The 18,522-nt window shown below is 70.3% G+C and carries 13 protein-coding genes and 3 pseudogenes; 9 read left to right on the top strand and 7 right to left on the bottom strand.

Going from position 1 to position 18,522, the window contains the following annotated elements:
• Window positions 1-185: 185 nt before the first annotated feature.
• Window positions 186-821, top strand: a complete 636-nt coding sequence (locus O7543_RS02460; protein WP_281567320.1) for a hypothetical protein — start codon at window positions 186-188, stop codon at window positions 819-821.
• A gap of 819 nt (window positions 822-1,640) precedes the next feature.
• Here O7543_RS02460 and O7543_RS02455 read toward each other — a convergent pair.
• Window positions 1,641-2,570 (bottom strand): carbohydrate kinase, encoded by a 930-nt coding sequence (locus O7543_RS02455; protein ID WP_281567319.1) that lies wholly within the window; start codon window positions 2,568-2,570, stop codon window positions 1,641-1,643.
• Between the two features lie 423 nt (window positions 2,571-2,993).
• On the opposite strand from O7543_RS02455, the gene O7543_RS02450 reads away from it, so the two are divergent.
• Entirely contained in the window at window positions 2,994-4,043 is a 1,050-nt protein-coding gene (locus O7543_RS02450; protein ID WP_281567474.1) for a lytic polysaccharide monooxygenase, read from the top strand.
• 135 nt (window positions 4,044-4,178) lie between these two features.
• On the opposite strand, the gene asnB is transcribed toward O7543_RS02450, so the two are convergent.
• On the bottom strand, window positions 4,179-6,182 hold the full coding sequence (asnB, locus tag O7543_RS02445) for an asparagine synthase (glutamine-hydrolyzing) (protein WP_281555390.1): 2,004 nt from the start codon (window positions 6,180-6,182) through the stop codon (window positions 4,179-4,181).
• Window positions 6,183-6,309: 127 nt separating this feature from the next.
• Here asnB and O7543_RS02440 point away from each other — a divergent pair, with 127 nt between their 5' ends.
• Window positions 6,310-7,797, top strand: coding sequence for an aminopeptidase P family protein (locus O7543_RS02440; protein ID WP_281567473.1), 1,488 nt, complete (start codon window positions 6,310-6,312; stop codon window positions 7,795-7,797).
• Between the two features lie 71 nt (window positions 7,798-7,868).
• On the opposite strand, the pseudogene O7543_RS02435 reads toward O7543_RS02440, so the two are convergent.
• Window positions 7,869-9,226 (bottom strand): annotated as a pseudogene (locus O7543_RS02435) (alpha-1,6-glucosidase domain-containing protein); the annotation flags it as partial.
• A 54-nt stretch (window positions 9,227-9,280) separates the two neighbouring features.
• Between O7543_RS02435 and tnpA the strand changes: the two are divergent.
• Window positions 9,281-9,651 (top strand): annotated as a pseudogene (tnpA, locus tag O7543_RS02430) (IS200/IS605 family transposase).
• Window positions 9,652-9,732: 81 nt separating this feature from the next.
• Here tnpA and O7543_RS02425 read toward each other — a convergent pair.
• From O7543_RS02425 to O7543_RS02415, 3 genes and pseudogenes are all read right to left on the bottom strand, one after another.
• A pseudogene (locus O7543_RS02425) lies at window positions 9,733-10,590 on the bottom strand (pullulanase-associated domain-containing protein); the annotation flags it as partial.
• 182 nt (window positions 10,591-10,772) lie between these two features.
• On the bottom strand, window positions 10,773-11,441 hold the full coding sequence (locus O7543_RS02420; RefSeq protein WP_281555391.1) for a cellulose binding domain-containing protein: 669 nt from the start codon (window positions 11,439-11,441) through the stop codon (window positions 10,773-10,775).
• A 174-nt stretch (window positions 11,442-11,615) separates the two neighbouring features.
• A complete protein-coding gene (locus O7543_RS02415; RefSeq protein WP_281555392.1) occupies window positions 11,616-12,005 on the bottom strand; it encodes a hypothetical protein in 390 nt (129 codons plus the stop codon).
• Window positions 12,006-12,199: 194 nt separating this feature from the next.
• On the opposite strand from O7543_RS02415, the gene O7543_RS02410 reads away from it, so the two are divergent.
• Together O7543_RS02410 and O7543_RS02405 are read left to right on the top strand one after the other, a co-directional pair.
• Window positions 12,200-14,995 (top strand): aconitate hydratase, encoded by a 2,796-nt coding sequence (locus O7543_RS02410; protein ID WP_281567318.1) that lies wholly within the window; start codon window positions 12,200-12,202, stop codon window positions 14,993-14,995.
• Between the two features lie 81 nt (window positions 14,996-15,076).
• Window positions 15,077-15,322, top strand: a complete 246-nt coding sequence (locus O7543_RS02405; RefSeq protein WP_281550380.1) for a DUF2630 family protein — start codon at window positions 15,077-15,079, stop codon at window positions 15,320-15,322.
• Between the two features lie 25 nt (window positions 15,323-15,347).
• Here O7543_RS02405 and O7543_RS02400 read toward each other — a convergent pair whose 3' ends face one another.
• Window positions 15,348-15,992, bottom strand: a complete 645-nt coding sequence (locus O7543_RS02400; RefSeq protein WP_281550381.1) for an HAD family hydrolase — start codon at window positions 15,990-15,992, stop codon at window positions 15,348-15,350.
• 116 nt (window positions 15,993-16,108) lie between these two features.
• On the opposite strand from O7543_RS02400, the gene O7543_RS02395 reads away from it, so the two are divergent.
• The 3 genes from O7543_RS02395 (at window position 16,109) to O7543_RS02385 (ending at window position 18,516) form a co-directional block, all read left to right on the top strand.
• A complete protein-coding gene (locus tag O7543_RS02395) occupies window positions 16,109-16,690 on the top strand; it encodes a TetR/AcrR family transcriptional regulator (RefSeq protein ID WP_281550382.1) in 582 nt (193 codons plus the stop codon).
• 87 nt (window positions 16,691-16,777) lie between these two features.
• Window positions 16,778-17,662, top strand: a complete 885-nt coding sequence (locus tag O7543_RS02390) for a TIGR04222 domain-containing membrane protein (protein WP_281550383.1) — start codon at window positions 16,778-16,780, stop codon at window positions 17,660-17,662.
• A 5-nt stretch (window positions 17,663-17,667) separates the two neighbouring features.
• Window positions 17,668-18,516, top strand: coding sequence for a DUF692 domain-containing protein (locus O7543_RS02385; protein ID WP_281550384.1), 849 nt, complete (start codon window positions 17,668-17,670; stop codon window positions 18,514-18,516).
• Window positions 18,517-18,522: the final 6 nt, after the last annotated feature.

Here is an 18,522-nt window from a genome sequence, read left to right as displayed (position 1 = left end):
TCCCGGTCACCTGTTCACGGGTGACCGGGAACTCGTCACGTTTGCCGTGAGCTATTAGCAGGACTGCGTCACATACCCGGTGGCCGCGCCGACGTGGGATGCCACCTCACGCCAGATTCCACCCGATAACGTGGCTTCAACCTGCGATCTCTACCGCCCCTATAGATCCCATTACCATCCGTCGGTTGCGGTCTTCTTGCGGCATCATCGGCGTCCGGCAGGGCTATGTCCCATCGGCCACCAATCTGCCCATCAAGAAATGCACCGCGCATCGAGTCAGCACCACGATCGTCGCCGCGCGGTACATCACCACCGTCACCACGAGAAAACTGACCACTAGAATACTCTACGTAGATACGTTGTATGCGATAGCCGATCGGACGACGAACACCTGGCTGACTGCGCTCAACAGCACGCGCCGCAATGAGGAAATCACTCACGAGCCGGTCGACTGCAGCACCTTCCGTCTCCGCCTCGACGAAGGCCTCGACTTCGATGACCCCTTCGACAGCGTCACTGGAGGTCGAAATATCTGCGACCTTAGCGGCATCCGCAACCCCGAGGATCCCTTCCAAGATGTGTTTTGCATCTGCGTGCAGTTCGGCCTCGACTGGCCGCAAGCCGGAGCTCCACCATCGGGGCACGACTCGCAAGACGACTCTAACCTCCACTCCCGCACCAGCTCCCTATGGGATCCAAGCCTCCAATTCCGCTTCCGCACCCTTCTGGGGCGCCGCCGACAGTCTAGCGAGTTAGCCCAATCCAGAAGTCTCTTGGCATACCTCTCGGCGTTCTGCGGGCGCCAGCTTACACTTCTCTGATGGCAACCCTTGGCGCAGACAATCGCTCCCTCCGGTTGATCCAGTTCAACCGTGAAATTGCGGATTCTCAGATCCTCCAAGACGTTATTGACCTCGATATCGGGATGGATTTGGAATCCAAACGCTCCCATTCTTCTCCCAACGTTGGGCACCCCTACCGCACGGCGCAGCGGTCCGTACCACAACGAGCGGATGCCCCATGGGTGACGCGGAGACTTTGTGGATCTCTAAGCACTCAGCACTTCAGCGCCAAGAGGCCCCGAGTATCAAGGCTTATCAGTATTCATACCAGCGCATACTTATCATCCTGGTAACTTACCACAGTTCCATAAATGTCGACGGACAATCTGTCCGTCGACCCATTTCCGGAGGCACCCGCAGCAGCGGACACGCCGGCCGTGATGTACGCGAGGCGGCGTCGAAGTCCGACGCAGTGAGCGCCAACCATGGCCGAGATCCGGGCGGTCGCCGCAACCCACCGTCTGACAACTCTGGCGAGGCGGACCGGTACGAGCCCGATCCGGACTGGACTAGGCCTGCGTGTGGACGAGCTGCGGGGAGCGTGGCGGCCGACGGACGCTTGCACGCGAGCCCCAGACGCGGCCGCGACCGCGACCGGAGCCTCATCCGGTTAGCGCTCACATACACCGGTCAAGGTTCCAGCGATACTCGTGTGAGATGTCCACGAAACCTGGGTCCCACGTGGATTCCCACCTGGATGGAGCCGACTGTCACCGAGGTCGCCGACCGGGTGCACGCGCTGCCAACCCGGTCTCGACGCCAACGTCAGCGACGACCAGGTCAGCCGGGCGCAAAAGGTCAGCCGAAACGTTCGGCGACGGCCGCCCGGGTGGGCATCGACACCGCGCCGCCCGGTGACTCGCACACCAGCCCCGCCACCTGTAGGGCGAACCCGACCAGGGCGGCCCAGCCGGCGGCGTCGGCCGGCAGCCCGGTGCCGAGCAGTTCGGCGATCAGTGCGGCCATCACCGAGTCGCCGGCACCGGTGGCGTCGACCGCGGCCACCGTCGCGGCGGCCACGGTCAGCGCCTCGCGGCCGGCGCTGACCAGGGCGCCGTCCGCACCCCGGGTGACCACCACCGCGCCGGCGCCGAGATCGTGCAGCAGCGCGGCGGCGGTCACCGGGTCGGCACCGTCGTAGAGCACCTCGGCGTCGGCGGCGCTCAGCTTGACCAGGTCGGCGGTTGCCGCGAAGCCGGCGACGACCTGCCGGTACGCAGCCAGCGAAGCGGCGTCGGGCAGCAGCCGGGGCCGGACGTTGGGGTCGAACACCCGCAGCCCGCCGGTGCCCGCCCAGGCCTGTCGGGCGGCGGTCAGCGTCGGCTCGCACAGCAGCGCGATGGAGCCGCAGTAGAGCACGGCGGCGTCGCCGACCAGTTTCCCGTCGAGGCTGGCCGGTTCGAGCAGCCCGTACGAGGGCGGGTCGCCGTAGAAGCGGAAGTCCGGCTCGGCGCCGGTGAAGGTAGCCACCGCCAGGGTGGTGGGCGCGGGCACGGTGACCATGGCCCGGTCGCCGACCCCGGCGGTACGCAGGAAGTCGCGGATCCGGTCGGCGAGCGGATCATCGCCGAGGGTCCCGGCGAACTCGACCGCGCCGCCGAGCCGGGCGACGCCGACCGCGACATTCAGCGGTGCCCCGCCGATCACCTGGCGGTAGACCGGTTGGCCGGAGCATTCGCCGTCGAGCAGGTCGATCAGTGCCTCGCCGAGCACCACCGCGTACCGCATGGATCTCCTCCCACCTGCAGTTTCGCCGCTCCGAAGTCTGCCAGGTCGGCGGCCGGGCACCGGTCACCACCCCGCACCCCGCGCCGCACATCGAGCAGCGACTATTGCACTTCCGATCGATGTATGGTGGGATATCGATTACCAGGACAGCGTGGGGGCAACTCGCTGTCCTTCGGACTCGCCGGGAGCTGCGCGAGCGCGCTAGACGTCCATCGGACGGCACGTCGGTCAACCGCGTCCGCGACACGGCCGGCCGGCGCCGTTCCTCCTCATGTTTCCTGACGTTCCGTTATGTCGGAACCCATCGCCCTGTCCGCCGGCCCGGGGTCCGTCCCGCGCCGTGGACCGGTTCACGAAGGAGTCTCGGTGAAAGCTCTACGCAGAGTGGCGGTAGTCGCCGCCGCTTCCGCGCTCACCGCCGGCCTGCTCACGGTGGTGACCCCCAACGCGGCTTCCGCGCACGGTGCCGCCATGGCACCGGGCAGCCGCACCTACCTCTGCTGGGTCGACGGTCTGTCGCAGACCGGCCAGATCATCCCGCAGAACCCGGCCTGCTCGGCCGCCGTCGCCCAGAGCGGCGCCAACTCGCTGTACAACTGGTTCAGCGTGCTGCGCTCTGACGCGGGTGGCCGCACCACCGGTTTCATCCCCGACGGACAGCTGTGCAGCGGTGGTAACTCCGGCTTCTCCGGATACAACCTGGCCCGCAACGACTGGCCGCTGACCCACCTGACCGCCGGTGCCCGGATGGAGTTCAAGTACAGCAACTGGGCCCACCACCCTGGCACGTTCTACTTCTACGTGACCAAGGACAGCTGGAGCCCGAACCGCGCGCTGGCCTGGAGCGACCTGGAAGCGACGCCGTTCCTGACGGTGACCAACCCGCCGCAGCGGGGCGCGGTCGGCACCAACGACGGCCACTACTACTTCAGCGGCAACCTGCCCAGCAACAAGAGCGGCCGGCACATCATCTACTCGCGGTGGGTCCGCTCGGACAGCCAGGAGAACTTCTTCGGCTGCTCGGACGTCACGTTCGACGGTGGCAACGGTGAGGTCACCGGGATCGGGGGCAACCCGAACCCGACCCCGCCGCCGACCACCGCTCCGCCGCCCACCACGGCCCCGCCGACCACCGCGCCCCCGACCACCGCGCCGCCGACCAGCAACCCGCCCACCGGCGGCTGCTCGGCGACCTACCGGACCACCAGCTCCTGGTCCGGTGGATTCCAGGGTGAGGTGACGGTCACCAACAACAGTTCCGCGAGCATCGGCGGATGGACCACGACCCTGAACTTCGGCAGCGGGGTCACCATCAACAGCCTGTGGAGCGGCACCCACACGGTGAGCGGATCGAGTGTCACCGTCCGCAACGCGGCCTGGAACGGGTCGCTGTCGCCGAGCGGGTCGACCACGTTCGGCTTCGTCGCCAACGGCAGCCCCGGCACACCGTCGACGGCCTGCTCCGCGAGCTGATCCACCGCCGCACACGGCAGATCCCCACCTGACCGGGCCCGGCAGCGCAAACGCTGCCGGGCCCGGTCGGTGCGTGGCCTCGCAGGTCGAGTCGACGCGTGACTCGGTAGTCCCGGCGACGCGGACCGCGGTGGGTCAGGCCACCATCGACCCGACCACCGGCTTGGTGAGCAGCGCCGACTGGTTGCGCCGGATGCCGGGGTCGAGCGAACGTTCCACGAAGATCGCGTGCCAGATGCAGAACACCAGCACCGTCCACACCTTGCGGGAGTGGTCGGCCTCCTCACGCTTGTGCTCGTCGAGCAGCCGCATCGCGTACGACAGGTCGAGCAGGTCACCGGCGCCCGAGGTGGCGAAGATGTGCCGGGCCCACTCGTACATCTCGCCGCGCAGCCACACCCGGGTCGGGGTCGGGAAGCCGAGCTTGCGGCGGTTCACGATGGCCGGCGGCACCACGGCCTGCAGGGCCTGGCGCATCGCGTACTTGGTGGCGTCGGAGCGGGGCGGCAGCCGTAGCTCCACCGGGATCTTCGCGGCCACGTCGAAGACCTCCTTGTCGAGGAAGGGCACCCGCACCTCCAGCGAATGCGCCATCGAGATCCGGTCCGCCTTGACCAGGATGTCGCCGCGCAGCCAGGTGTACAGGTCGACGTACTGCATCTTGGTGACGTCGTCGAGCTCGGCGCACTCGGCGTAGATCGGCGCGGTCACGTCGGTGTAGCGCACCGACGGGTCGTAGCGGCGCAGCAGGTGCCGCTTCTCCTCCTCGGTGAACATCCGCGCGTTGCCGTAGTAGCGCTCCTCGATCGGGGTGGTGCCGCGTTCCAGGAAGCTCTTGCCCTTGACCCCCTGTGGGATCACCTTCGAGACGGCACGCAGCCCTTTCTGCATCGGATCCGGCAGTCCGTGCACCGCGCCCAGCGACAGCGGCTCGCGGTAGATGGTGTAGCCGCCGAAGAACTCGTCCGCGCCTTCGCCGGAGAGCACCACCGTCACGTGTTCGGCGGCCTTCTGCGCCACGAAGTACAGCGGCACCAGCGCCGGGTCGGCCACCGGGTCGTCCAGGTGCCAGACGATGCGCGGCAGCGCCTCCATCATGTCCTGCGGCCCGATCTTCGTCGGGATGGTGGTCACGTTCAGGTGCCGGGCCGAGTCCTGGGCGACCTCGATCTCCGAGTAGCCCGACACGTCGTACCCGACGGTGAAGGTCAGGATGTTCGGGTTGAACTCGCGGGCCAGCGCCACCACCGCGGTCGAGTCGATGCCGCTGGACAGGAACGCTCCGACCGGCACGTCGGCCCGCATGTGCATGCGTACGCTCTCCCGCAGCGTCTCGCGGATCTCGTCGTACAGCCGCTGCGGGTCCGGCGTCGGCGTCGGCCGGAAGATCGGCTGGTACCAGCGGCGGACCTGTACACCACCGGCCGGGTCCGGCGCCGGCCCACCGGTCGTCGGGTCCAGCGCCGGCGGCGACCAGGTCAGGCACTCCCCGGAGCCGATCCGGCTGATTCCGGAGTGCAGGGTGCGCGGCTCGGGCACGTACTGCAGGGTCAGATAGTGCGACAGGTTCGCGGTGTCCACCCCGGCGTCGCCGGCACCCGCGGCGGCGGAGAACGGCAGCAGCGCTTTCTTCTCCGAGGCCAGGTAGATGCCGTCCGGGGTCTGCAGGTAGTGCAGCGGCTTGATGCCGAAGTAGTCCCGGGCGCCGAACGCGCGACGCCGCTGCCGGTCCCAGATCACGAAGGCGAACATGCCGCGCAGCTTGTGCAGCACCTTCTCGCCCCAGTAGTGGTATCCGGCGACGATCACCTCACCATCACCGGCGGTGGCGAACTGCGCGCCGAACTCCCGGACCAGCTGGTCCCGCAGCTCGATGTAGTTGTAGATCTCGCCGTTGAAGGTGAGCAGGTAGCGGCCGTCGGCGTAGGCGAGCGGCTCCTGGCTGGACGCCACGTCGATGATGGCCAGCCGCTTGTGCGCGAACACCGCGTCCGCCCACCGGCCGGTCGGGTCGCCGATCACCTCCACGCCGGTCTCGTCCGGGCCACGGTGGTGCAGGCATTCCAACGCGTGGGCGATCGCGTCGCGGTGTGCGCCGGCGTCGCCGCGGGCGCTGAAAAAGGCCAGGAGTCCGCACATGGCAGACATCTTTTCACGAGCCGGTCACGCGGTACCGTCGAGTACGCCCAACCGTGGGGAGGACGCAGTGACACACGATCAGACCGAGGGCACGGCACCGGACCGGGCCGGAGCCACCGGCACCGAGATGACCGCCGAAGGCACCGAGACGACCGCCGAGGTCGCCGCCGAGCAGCCGCGCACCGAGTCGCACGACCCGGACTTCCCGGAGAAGCTCCTGGAGTTCATGCGCACCGGCTGGCGCGACGACACGCTGCCGCTCGCCCCGCGCGCCGAGGTGCCGAACCACGCCCGCCGCCGTGCCGCCCTCGCCGACGCCTTCCCCGGCGAGACCCTGGTGGTGCCCACCGGCACCGAGAAGACCCGGGCCAACGACACCGACTACCCGTTCCGGCCGGGCAGCGACTTCGTCTACCTGACCGGTGACCACGATCCGGACAGCGTGCTGGTGCTGCACCCGACCGGCGACGGACACGACGCGGTGCTCTACACCCGGCAGCGGTCGTCGCGCGACAACGACGAGTTCTTCCGCAGCCGCGACGGCGAGCTGTGGGTGGGCCGGCGGCGCACCCTGGCGGAGAAGTCCACCGAGCTGGGCCTGCGCACGGCGCCGCTGAGTGAGCTGCCGCAGGCGTTGGCCGGGTGCGCGCCCGCCCGGACCCGGGTGCTGCGCGGCTTCGACCCGCGGGTGGACGCGGCGGTGCTGCCGTACGACAGCGGCGACGACGCCGGGGCCCGCGACCGCGAGCTGGCCTCGGCGATCGCCGAGGCGAAGCTGGTCAAGGACGAGTGGGAGGTCGCCCAGCTGCAGGCGGCGATCGACGCGACGGTCCGCGGCTTCGAGGACGTGGCCCGGGTACTGCCGGCCGACCGACCGGTCGCCGAACGGCTGCTGGAAGGGGTCTTCGCGCTGCGGGCCCGGCACGACGGCAACGACGTCGGCTACGGATCGATCGTCGGCGCGGGCGCGCACGCGACGATCCTGCACTGGGTACGCAACGACGGCGTCACCCGTCCGGGTGACCTGCTGCTGATGGACATGGGCGTGGAGGGGCACCACCTCTACACCGCCGACGTGACCCGGACCCTGCCGGTGTCCGGCCGGTTCACCGCCCTGCAGCGCCAGGTCTACGACATCGTCTACGCCGCGCAGCAGGCCGGAATGGACTACATCAAGCCGGGGGTGAAGTTCAGCGACGTGCACCAGACCTGCATGCGGGTGCTCGCCGAAGGCCTGGCCGAGCTGGGCGTGCTGCCGGTCAGCGTGGACGAGGCGATGGAGAAGGAGTCGACCGTCTACCGCCGGTGGACGCTGCACGGCTTCGGCCACATGCTCGGCATCGACGTGCACGACTGCTCGTACGCCCGTAAGGAACGCTACCGCGACGGCGAGCTCGGCGAGGGGTACGTGCTGACCGTCGAGCCCGGCCTGTACTTCCAGCCGGAGGACGAGCTGGTGCCCGAGGAGCTGCGCGGCGTCGGCATCCGGATCGAGGACGACGTGCTGGTCACCGCCGCCGGCGCGGTGAACCTGTCGGCCGGGCTGCCCCGGCAGGCCGACGAGGTCGAGGCCTGGCTGGCGGCGCAGCGCGACGCCGGCCCCCGGCTGCCCTGACGCACGCCCGCCCCGACCATTGTCGGCCCCGATCTGCACCGGATCGGCACCGGTGCCGATCCGGTGGGCCGTCAGGTCGGCCCGACGAAGACCGCCACGGTACGCGGCGGCACGGTGAACGTGCCGGTGGCGGCGTCGAAGCTGGCCTGCCGGCTCACCGGGGCGGCCGAGTCGCGCAGCACCGGGTGCAGTTCGACGGCGGCCCGGCGTAGCTCGGGCAGCCGCTGCCGGGCGGTCTGCGGAGTCGCGTTGAAGATCACCGTCACCGACCCCCACCGCCGGTCCAGGCCGGCGGAGCGCAGCCGCATGGTGATCACGCCGGGGGTCTCGGCCGGCCCGGCCAGCGGGAAGCTGACCCGCTGCTGCACCTCGCGGGCGGTGGACAGGGCGAACACCGGTGACGAAGCACGGATTCGCAGCAGTTCGGCGTACCGGGCGGCGGTCGCCTCGATCGTGGCGCAGTCCGGCACCAGGGCCGGGTCGGCGAGCAGCGGTCCGGCGTACGGCCATTTGTCGGCGTTGTCGGCGGCAGCCCGGCGCCGAATCCATTGCCGGCAGCGCAGTCCCAGCGGATCTGGTTGAACCAGTCCCCCGAGTTGTACGAGTTGCGGTCCAACGACTTGGACCGCAACCGTTCACTGCCGGCGGTGACGAACCCGGTCCCCTGGGCGAAGACCACCGTCGACAGGGCGAGCAGCTGGGCCCGGGACCGGTCGGCCGCCGACGTGCCCGCCGGCAGCTTGTACGCCAGCGCGTCGTAGAGAATCTCGTTGTCGTGGGCGTCGACGTAGGTCACCGCCTCCCCCGGTGCCGCCGTGTAGCCGGCCGGTGAGCCGTTGTAGTCGACGTCGGCGCCGGTCACCCGATCGCCGCTGGCAGCGGTGAACGAGTACCCGGCCAGGTTGCCGGTCAGCCCGACCTTGATCAGGTCCTGCTGGTGGCGCAACCGGGTCTGCTGCTCGGCGCGGCTGCCGTTGACCGGATCCCCGTTCGGATCGGTGAACAGGCCGGAGGCGAAGCCCTGCACCCGTGGGTTGGCGTCGAACGGGCCACCGCCGCGCACCGCGTCACGCAGCCGGTCGGTGAACGTGCCGACCCCGGTGCCGGCCATGTTGGCCTGGGTGGCCTGGACGAACCGGGCGTCGCCGGCGACCTCGCCTAAGTCCCAGCCCTCGCCGTAGAGCAGGATCGACCGGCCGTCCACCCCGTCCCGGGCCACGGTCAGCCGGTCCAGCGCCCGGCGTACCGCCAGGATGTTCGCCTTCGGGTGGTGGCCCATCAGGTCGAACCGGAAGCCGTCCACCTTGTACGCCCGGGCCCAGGTGACCACCGAGTCGACGACCAGCCGGCCCATCATGGCGTGTTCCGGTGCGGTGTTGGCGCAGCAGGTGGAGGTGGCGACGGTGCCGTCGTCGAGCAGCCGGTGGTATTGACTACGCCAGAAGTCGAAGGTGGCCGTACCGGCAGGCACTGCGTTGTCGCGATGCATGTCCACTTGGTTTCGTGACGAGGTTCCGGCACCCGGTGTTCGCCGACCGGCACCTGACCCGCGTGAAAACAGATCATGCGGGACGTGTGCACGGACTTCGAGGCCGGACTGGTCGAGTTCAACGGCGGCCACAACCATGTCCACCTGCTGGTCGACCACCCACCCGAAGTCGCCGTGGCCCGCCTGGTCAACTCACTCAAGGGCGTCCCGTCGCGCCGCCCCCGGCAGGAAATTCCCGACCTCGCACGCCACTACCACCGGGCCAACAAACTCTCTGGTCGGGCTCGTACCTCGCCGGCTCCGCCTGCGGCGCGCCACCGAGCATCGTGACGCAGTACATCGAGCAGCAGACCCGGCCAGGTTAGAGCACTGCTCGGGCCCTGGCGGCCCCCCCAGCGCGGGCCACCACCCCCGGCCTGAAGGCCGGAGCGCTGGCCCGCATTCCGGTAGCGGCCCCGCCAGGACGATTCACCGCGTACCGACCAGACGCCGGTGCGGTCGTCGCGGCGCATCGCCACGGTCTGCGGCTCGGCGGTCGGCGTGTCGAACAGCTCCAACGCGACGGTCCGGGCGGTCGGTGCCCAGACCGACAGGGTCGGTCGCCGGCCGGCGAAGGTGACGCCGAGCGGGGCTTTCGTCGCGGCGGCGTACAGGTCGTCGAGCACGCCCGGCGTCTGCACGCCGGTGACCGCCAACAGGTTGCCCTCGTGGTCGCGTTCGGTGACGACGACCTGGCCGCGCAGCGCGGCGGCGAGCGTCGCCCGGTCCCAGGCATCGACGGTGAAGGCGCGGTGTGCCCACAGGTGCGGCAACGCCGCCCGCTGGGTCTCGGTGAGCCCGTTGCGCCGCGCGGTCAGCGGGATCGACCGGTGGTCGCCGACGAGGTCGTCACCGTCGACCCGCAGCCCGCCGGCGGGTGCCCAGACCAGGTCGTAGCGTCTGCCGTCGGTCGGCCCGGTAGCCCAGGCCACGGTGGACCGGTCGATCCAGTGGGCCCGCTGGGCGGTCAGGTCGAGGTCGCGGCGGGCACCGCCGGGTGCCGGTGGCAGCAGCCGCTGCGGGTCACCGGCGAGCAGCCACACCTCGCGGCCGACGGCGTCGAAGTCGAACCGCTGGTCGGTCGGCAGATCCTTGTCGTCTCCCCGGTGGACGATGTAACTCAGCCCGGTCGCGTCGTCGGTCAGCGGCACCCGGAAGGTGACGCCGTAGTCGTCCCGGTCGGCGGGCGGCAGCGGATCGGCCCAGTCGGTGGGGGTGGCGGCGCCGTCCCAGACGTGCAGCCCCCAGCCGGTGTAGTCGCCGTCGGCGCATCGGCCACCGGCGCCGGGACGGCGGCCAAGGTGACAGCGAGGACGGCGGCGAGAGCATACGGCGCCAAGCGAAACGCACGGGTGCGGACGGGTGCGGCTTCCATCGACAGCCTTCCGTTGACGATGAGCGCACGCCTACCCTTGCTGCAAGATTCTGCAATAACTTGCAGGCGTGGTCAGTCCAGGTCGCAGGGCGCGCCGTTGGCCAGGCACCGCTGCGGGGTGGTGCCGTGACCGTGGCGTTCGAAGTGGAACCGCAGCGGTACCGACGAACGAGCCCCGACCGGCACCGAACCGGTGAAGACGTACTCCCGGCCGGACCGGCGCATGGTCGCCTGGGGCGCACCTTCGACCCACGCGGTGTGCATCCGGCTGACGTTGTCCGGGAAACTGATGGTCACGGTCCAGGCACGGTCGTACCGCGAGGTGTTCATTACCAGCACCTCGGCAATGAACCCGTCGCCGAACTGCTGGAGCACCCGGTAGCGGCCGATCACGTCGGGAGCGGCCGCCGGCGCCGAGGCGCTGGGCGCGGCGGGCGTGGTGACACGCGGTGGATCGTAGGACGGAGTGGACGGCAACGACGGCAAGGTGGCCGAGGTGGACGGCAGCAGCGAGGAGGAGGCCGGCCAGGAGGGAACCGGAGAGGACGAGGGAGCTGGCCGCAGGACCGCCTCGCCGGACGGCGGTGGGGCTGTGGCGACCAGCTGGCCGCCGGTGTTCACCGCCGGTGGGCTCACCGCGACCCGCGGCTCGGGCTCCGGCCGCACGGTCGGCTGTGACTCACCGATGGCCCGGGTCTGCACGGGTACACAGCCGGCGGCCACCAGAAGGATGACCACCATGACAGCGACTCCACTCAGGACGACCACCCACGGTGCCAGGGCGATCACGGTGGAGGGGGTCCAGGCGGTGCGCGCGGAGTGTCTGCCGTCCACGATGGCCCCCTTTATGCGCCGACGTCCCGCGGAAGAGTAGCGATTTCGACCCGCAACGCAAAAGGCCCAGTTACTGACTAGTTAGTGGAGTGGGGTAACAGTACAGATACGCACCGCGTCGCGACGAAGCCGCAACAGGTAGTGGAATCGCTGACCGGGCACCGACCGCCCGTCGGCGTCGAGGTACTCCCACTCCACCTCGACCGCCACCAACGCAATGCTCACCTGCCGAACCTGGTGGAAGCGGGCGTGCGACGCGACGATCCGCCGTTGGGCGTAATCGGGCGCGGCGCCGACGAAGGACAGCGCCACCGCCGCCGGCGAGGAGAACGCGAAGCTGTAGGCATCGGCGACGACCATCGCCGGCGACGCGAAGCAGTCCGCGATACCGGGCACATCGCCGGCGGTGATCGCCGCGCCGTACCGGTCAAAGAAGCCGGCGAGGGTGTCGAGGTCGGTCGAGGTGTCCACGAGACCGCGGTGCCCGGTGCGACCGCTCGACAAACCCGTCCCGGAAGCCGACACCGGGTTGCGACAATAGCAAGACGGACGTACGGTTTTGTTGCGAGCCGCGCTCCGGGTAAGTGTTACCTCACCCCGACGCCGCGGTAATCCGTACGAAAGACTGCCAGGACGACCAGGGACACAGCGGTAAGGAGTCCGACGTGGCGAGCCTCGACACCTTCGGTGCGAAGAGCCAGCTGCGCGTCGCCGACGCGAGCTACGAGATTTTCAAGATCAACACAGTGGCGGGTCACGAACACCTGCCGTACAGCCTGAAGATCCTGCTGGAGAACCTGCTCCGCACCGAGGACGGGGCCAACGTCACCGCCGGGCAGATCCGGGCACTCGGCTCCTGGGACCCGACCGCCGAGCCGAGCGTCGAGATCCAGTTCACCCCGGCCCGGGTCCTCATGCAGGACTTCACCGGCGTGCCGTGCGTGGTCGACCTGGCCACCATGCGGGAGGCCGTCCGCGAGCTCGGCGGCGACCCGACCAAGGTCAACCCGCTCGCGCCGGCCGAACTGGTCATCGACCACTCGGTCATCGCCGACCTGTTCGGCCGCGAGGACGCCTTCGCCCGCAACGTCGAACTGGAGTACGGCCGCAACAAGGAGCGCTACCAGTTCCTGCGCTGGGGGCAGACCGCGTTCAACGAGTTCAAGGTCGTCCCGCCCGGCACCGGCATCGTGCACCAGGTCAACATCGAGTATCTGGCGCGGACGATCATGGAACGCAACGGGCAGGCCTACCCGGACACCGTCGTCGGCACCGACTCGCACACCACGATGGTCAACGGGCTGGGCGTCGTGGGCTGGGGCGTCGGCGGCATCGAGGCCGAGGCCGCCATGCTCGGCCAGCCGGTCAGCATGCTGATCCCCCGGGTCGTCGGGTTCAAGCTGTCCGGCGAGGCACCCGCCGGCACCACCGCCACCGACCTGGTGCTCACCATCACCGAGATGCTGCGCCAGCACGGCGTTGTCGGCAAGTTCGTCGAGTTCTACGGACCCGGTGTCGGCGCCGTACCGCTGGCCAACCGGGCCACCATCGGCAACATGTCGCCCGAGTACGGCTCCACCGTCGCGATCTTCCCGATCGACGCGGAGACCATCAACTACCTGCGGCTCACCGGCCGCGACGACGCGCAGGTAGCGCTGGTCGAGGCGTACGCCAAGGAACAGGGCCTGTGGCACGACCCGGCCGCCGAACCGTACTACTCGGAGCGGCTCGAGCTCGACCTGTCGACCATCGAGCCGTCGCTGGCCGGACCGAAACGCCCGCAGGACCGGGTGCCGCTGGGCAGCGCCAAGACCATGTTCCGCTCGGCGCTGACCGACTACGTCGCCGACGACCACACCCCGTCCGTGGCCGGCCCCGCCGACGAGGCCAGCGTCGAATCCTTCCCGGCCAGCGACCCGCCGGCCGCCGACGGCGCCGACGACCCGGCCGACAAACCGCACGAGCTGATCAGTGCCTCGGTCGGCGCCGGCGGACGGGCCAGCAAGCCGGTGCAGGTGACCGGTGCCGACGGCGCCCGGTTCGAGCTGGACCACGGGGCCGTGGTGATCGCGGCGATCACCTCCTGCACCAACACCTCCAACCCGCAGGTGATGCTCGGTGCCGCGCTACTGGCCCGCAACGCCGTCGACCGGGGGCTGGCCCGCAAGCCGTGGGTGAAGACCACCCTGGCACCGGGTTCCAAGGTCGTCATGGACTACTACGAGCGGGCCGGCCTCACCCCGTACCTGGAGAAGCTCGGCTTCCACCTGGTCGGCTACGGCTGCACCACCTGCATCGGCAACTCCGGCCCGCTGCCCGAGGAGATCTCCGCCGCGGTCAACGAACACGACCTGACCGTGGTGTCGGTGTTGTCCGGCAACCGCAACTTTGAGGGCCGGATCAACCCGGACGTCAAGATGAACTACCTGGCCTCGCCACCGCTGGTCGTCGCCTACTCCCTCGCCGGCACGATGGACATCGACCTGGCCAACGAGCCGCTCGGCACCGGATCCGACGGCCAGCCGGTGTTCCTGCGCGACATCTGGCCCAGCAACGCCGAGATCGAGCAGGTGCGGGCCAGCGCCATCGGCGCCGCCGGGTTCGGCGCCGCGTACGCCGACGTGTTCGCCGGCGACGAGCAGTGGCAGTCGCTGCCCACCCCTACCGGCGACACCTTCACCTGGGCCGACGAGTCGACCTACGTGCGCAAGCCCCCGTACTTCGAGGGCATGGCACCGACACCTCGGCCGGTGACCGACATCGCCGGTGCCCGGGTGCTGGCCAGGCTCGGCGACTCGGTGACCACCGACCACATCTCGCCGGCCGGTGCGATCAAGCCCGACTCCCCCGCCGGGCGCTACCTCAGCGAGCACGGTGTCCCCCGGCACGAGTTCAACTCGTACGGGTCCCGGCGCGGCAACCACGAGGTGATGATCCGGGGCACCTTCGCCAACATCCGGCTGCGCAACCAGCTGGTGCCGGGCGTCGAGGGCGGGTTCACCGTCAACCACCTGACCGGTGAGCAGACCAGCATCTACGACGCGTCGGTGGCGTACGCGCAGGCCGGCGTGCCGCTGGTGGTGCTGGCCGGCAAGGAGTACGGCTCCGGTTCGTCACGGGACTGGGCGGCCAAGGGCACCATGCTGCTCGGCGTACGGGCCGTCATCGCCGAGTCGTACGAGCGGATCCACCGCTCCAACCTGATCGGCATGGGGGTGCTGCCGCTGCAGTACCCGGCCGGGCAGGACGCCGCCTCCCTCGGGCTCACCGGCACCGAGACGATCGACATCGTCGGGGTGACCACGCTCAACGACGGCACCACTCCGCGTACGGTGACCGTGCGCACCGACACGGGTGTCGAGTTCGAGGCCGTGGTCCGGATCGACACCCCGGGCGAGGCCGACTACTACCGGCACGGCGGCATCCTGCAGTTCGTGCTGCGCAAGATGCTGGCCAGCTGATCCGGTCACGGATGAACGGCGGCGGTGGGTGGTGACCCGGTCCGGTCACCACCCACCGCCGTGTTGTGCCAAGCTCGGACCATGGACGACAGGACCTTGCTGGCCCGAATCCAGGAACTGGTCGACGAGGAGCACGAGCTGCGTGGCAGGTTCGCCGCCGGGCAGCTCTCCGCAGACGAGGAACACGCCCGACTGGGCGCGCTGGAAGAGGCGCTCGACCAGTGCTGGGACCTGCTGCGTCGCCGCCGGGCCGCCCGGGACGGCGGCGGCGACCCGGACGCCGTCCAGCCACGGCCCACCGGCGAGGTGGAGAGTTACCTGCAGTAGTGGCTGCGGCGAGGAGAACCGCAGGTCAGCCGGCCAGCACCGCGGCCACGGCCGGGATCACACCGGACGCTTCCCGGGTCGGCGCGTACCGCTCGTCCAGCCAGTTGCGGCCCCGGTGCAACCAGACGCTGGGCAGTCCGGCCGCGGCGGCTCCGCCGATGTCGGCCTCCGGGCTGTCACCCACCATCCAGGCGCCGCGTAGCCGCATCCGCACGCTCTGCGCGGCCAGTGCGAAGATCCTCGGGTTGGGTTTGCTGACCCCGGCGGCCTCCGAGATCACCCAGTCGGCCACGTACCGGTCCAGGCCGGTCCGGCGGATTTTCGCCTCCTGCTGGCGGGCCGTCCCGTTGGTGACTATCACCGGCACCCAGCCGGCGTCCCGTGCGATCGCCAACGAACAGGCCACCAGCGGATCCAGCCGGGTGTGCCGCACGACGCCGTCGTGCAGCTCCTCGACCAGGTCGACCGACGACGACCGGAGTCGATACCGCTCCCGGAGCGCGTCGGCCAGATCCCACCGGTCGGTCAGCCCGTCGGCATCGACGGAGACCAGCCAGTCGATGTCGTCTCGTGGGGCACCGACCGAGTCCAGGAATTCCTGACCCCACACGCGAAACGCCCCGGCCCGGTCGAGCAGGGTGTTGTCCAGATCCAGGAGCAGGAGTGGCACGGGCGCACCTTACGCGACACCGTATGGCGGGGAACAGTCCCAGAATGTAAACGAGTACCGGTAGCAAGCCGTACGTACGGCTTGCTACCGGTCTGCCCACCTGACACGATCACATCATGCCCCGGGTGAGCCAGATCCAGCTCGACGCACGCCGCCAGGAGATCCTCGCCGCCGCCCGGGTCTGCTTCGCCCGGCACGGGTACGAAGGTGCCACCGTCCGCCGGCTGGAGGAGGCCACCGGGCTGTCCCGGGGAGCGATCTTCCACCACTTCCGGGACAAGGACTCACTGTTCCTGGCGGTCGCCGAGGACGACGCGGCCGCGATGGTCGAGACGGTGGCCCGCAACGGCCTGGTCCAGGTGATGCGCGACCTGCTCACCCGGGCAGACTCCCCGGACACCGCCGGCTGGCTGGGCAGCCAGCTCGAGGTGTCCCGGCGGCTGCGTACCGACCCGGACTTCGCCCGGCGCTGGGCCGCCCGGTCCGCCGCGATCGCCGAGGCGACCCGGGAGCGGCTCGGCCGCCAACGCGATGCCGGCGTGCTGCGCGACGACGTACCGATCGACGTCCTGGCGCGGTTCCTGGAACTGGCCTACGACGGGCTGGTGCTGCAGCTGGCAATGGGGCGGCCGGGCAGCGACCTCGGCGCCGTCCTCGACATCGTCGAGGAGGCGGTACGTCGACCTCCGCCACGCTGACCGGTGGCACGGCTGTCCCACAATAGGGACCACCGTCAGCGCGGGAGCGTCGGTGACCCGACGCCCGCCCAGCGACCAGGAGACCCTATGACGCCCGGTGACACTTGGGGCATCCCCGGCCCCACCTTCCTCGTCGTCTTCGGACTGACCGCGCTGGTGCTCCTCGTCGCCAACCTCGGCTACCGGCGGATCGCGCTCTCCGGGCACGACGGCCGCACCGGATCACTCGGCGGCGCCGAGGTCGCGTACCTCAACGGCGGGGGCCGGTTGGCTGTGTACGCCAGCCTGGCGGCGTTGCGCTCGGCAGGCAGCGTCGACGTCGGCAGCCGCGGCACGTTGCGGGCCGCCGGTCCGCTGCCGGCCGGTGCCGGGCAGCTCGACCAGGCGGTCCACCACGCCGCGCAGCGCCAGGTACGGGTCCGCGACCTGCAGACCGACCAGTGGGTCGTCGACGCGCTGCACCGGATGCGCGACGGGCTGGTCGCCGCCGGCCTGGCCATCGGTGACGGCCAACGCCGTACCGCCCGGCTGCTCGCCGGCACGGTCGGGATCCTCGCCGCCGTCGGTGTGCTGCGGGTGTTCGCCGGCGCCGCGAACAACCGGCCGGTCGGCTACCTGGTGCTGATGCTCGCGGTCACCGTACCGGTGGCACTGGTGCTGTTCTTCTCGGTGCCGCGCCGCACCCGGGCCGCGAATCGCCTCCTCACCAAACTGCGCAGCCAGTACCGTCACCTCTCGCCGACCCTGCGGCCGGCCCCCGCGACGTACGGTGTCGCCGGCGCTGCGATGGGGGTCGGCGTTTTCGGAGCGGCGTCCTTGTGGGCCATGGACCCGGCGTTCGCGGGGACCGCGGAGATCCAGCGGGTGAGCGCCGGCACCGGGCCCTCCGGTTGGGGCGGTGACAGCGGCGGGGGCGGCGGTGACGGAGGTGGCGGCTGCGGCGGTGGTTGCGGCGGCGGCTGCGGCGGATGAGCCCGATGTCCGCCGCCGTCTGGCCGCCCAACCCCGACGGTGGCCTCGGGGTCGGCCTCGGCTGGCGGCCGGAGATCTCCGGCTTCGTCGATGGATTGCCCGGATTGCGCTTCTGCGAGGTGATCGCCGAGTCCGTCGACCCCGGCCGGCCACTGGACGACGGGCTTCGCCGGCTCCGTGAGCGGGGGGTGACCGTCGTGCCACACGGCGTACGGCTGTCCCTTGGCAGTGCCGAGCCGGTCGAGCCGGACCGGGCCGACCGGCTCGCGGGCGTCGCCGAGCTGCTGGACGCGCCCCTGGTCAGCGAACACATCGCCTTCGTCCGGGCCGGCGGGGTCGAGGCCGGGCATCTGCTGCCGCTGCCCCGCACCTGGGCGGCGGTCGACACGGTCGTCGGCAACGTCCGGCGGGTGTCCGCCGAACTGCCGGTGCCGGTCGCGCTCGAACCGATCGCTGCGGTGTTCGACTGGCCCGACGACGAGCTCGACGAGGCCGACTTCGTCAGTGAGATCATCGAACGCTCCGGTGCACTGCTGCTGTTGGACGTCGCGAACGTCTACGCCAACGCCCGCAACCGGGGCGACGACCCGGTCGCCCTGCTCGACCGGCTGCCGCTGGAACGCATCGCGTACGTGCACGTCGCCGGCGGTGCCGCCGACCGGGACGGGATCTACCACGACACGCACACCGACCCGGTCCCGGCCGGGGTGCTGCAGCTGCTCGCCGAGCTGTGCGCCCGGCGGCGGCCACCAGCGGTGCTGCTGGAGCGGGACGGGCACTATCCGCCGGGCGAGGTGCTGCGCGCCGAGTTGGACTCCATCGCGGCGGCTGCCGGGCTGGGCCGGATCACGTGACCGGGC

The organism is Solwaraspora sp. WMMA2080, from assembly GCF_027497395.1.
Lineage (GTDB): Bacteria > Actinomycetota > Actinomycetes > Mycobacteriales > Micromonosporaceae > Micromonospora_E.
This window is presented reverse-complemented; position numbering and strand designations above follow the sequence as displayed.

What these genes read in the sequence shown, in the direction of transcription:
- O7543_RS02455 (WP_281567319.1), bottom strand. Translation starts at nt 2,570, where the DNA reads ATGCGGTACGCGGTGGTGCTCGGCGAGGCACTGATCGACCTGCTCGAC.
- asnB (WP_281555390.1), bottom strand. Translation starts at nt 6,182, where the DNA reads ATGTGCGGACTCCTGGCCTTTTTCAGCGCCCGCGGCGACGCCGGCGCA.
- O7543_RS02440 (WP_281567473.1), top strand. Translation starts at nt 6,310, where the DNA reads ATGACCGCCGAAGGCACCGAGACGACCGCCGAGGTCGCCGCCGAGCAG.
- O7543_RS02420 (WP_281555391.1), bottom strand. Translation starts at nt 11,441, where the DNA reads ATGGTGGTCATCCTTCTGGTGGCCGCCGGCTGTGTACCCGTGCAGACC.
- O7543_RS02405 (WP_281550380.1), top strand. Translation starts at nt 15,077, where the DNA reads ATGGACGACAGGACCTTGCTGGCCCGAATCCAGGAACTGGTCGACGAG.
- O7543_RS02395 (WP_281550382.1), top strand. Translation starts at nt 16,109, where the DNA reads ATGCCCCGGGTGAGCCAGATCCAGCTCGACGCACGCCGCCAGGAGATC.
- O7543_RS02390 (WP_281550383.1), top strand. Translation starts at nt 16,778, where the DNA reads ATGACGCCCGGTGACACTTGGGGCATCCCCGGCCCCACCTTCCTCGTC.
- O7543_RS02385 (WP_281550384.1), top strand. Translation starts at nt 17,668, where the DNA reads ATGTCCGCCGCCGTCTGGCCGCCCAACCCCGACGGTGGCCTCGGGGTC.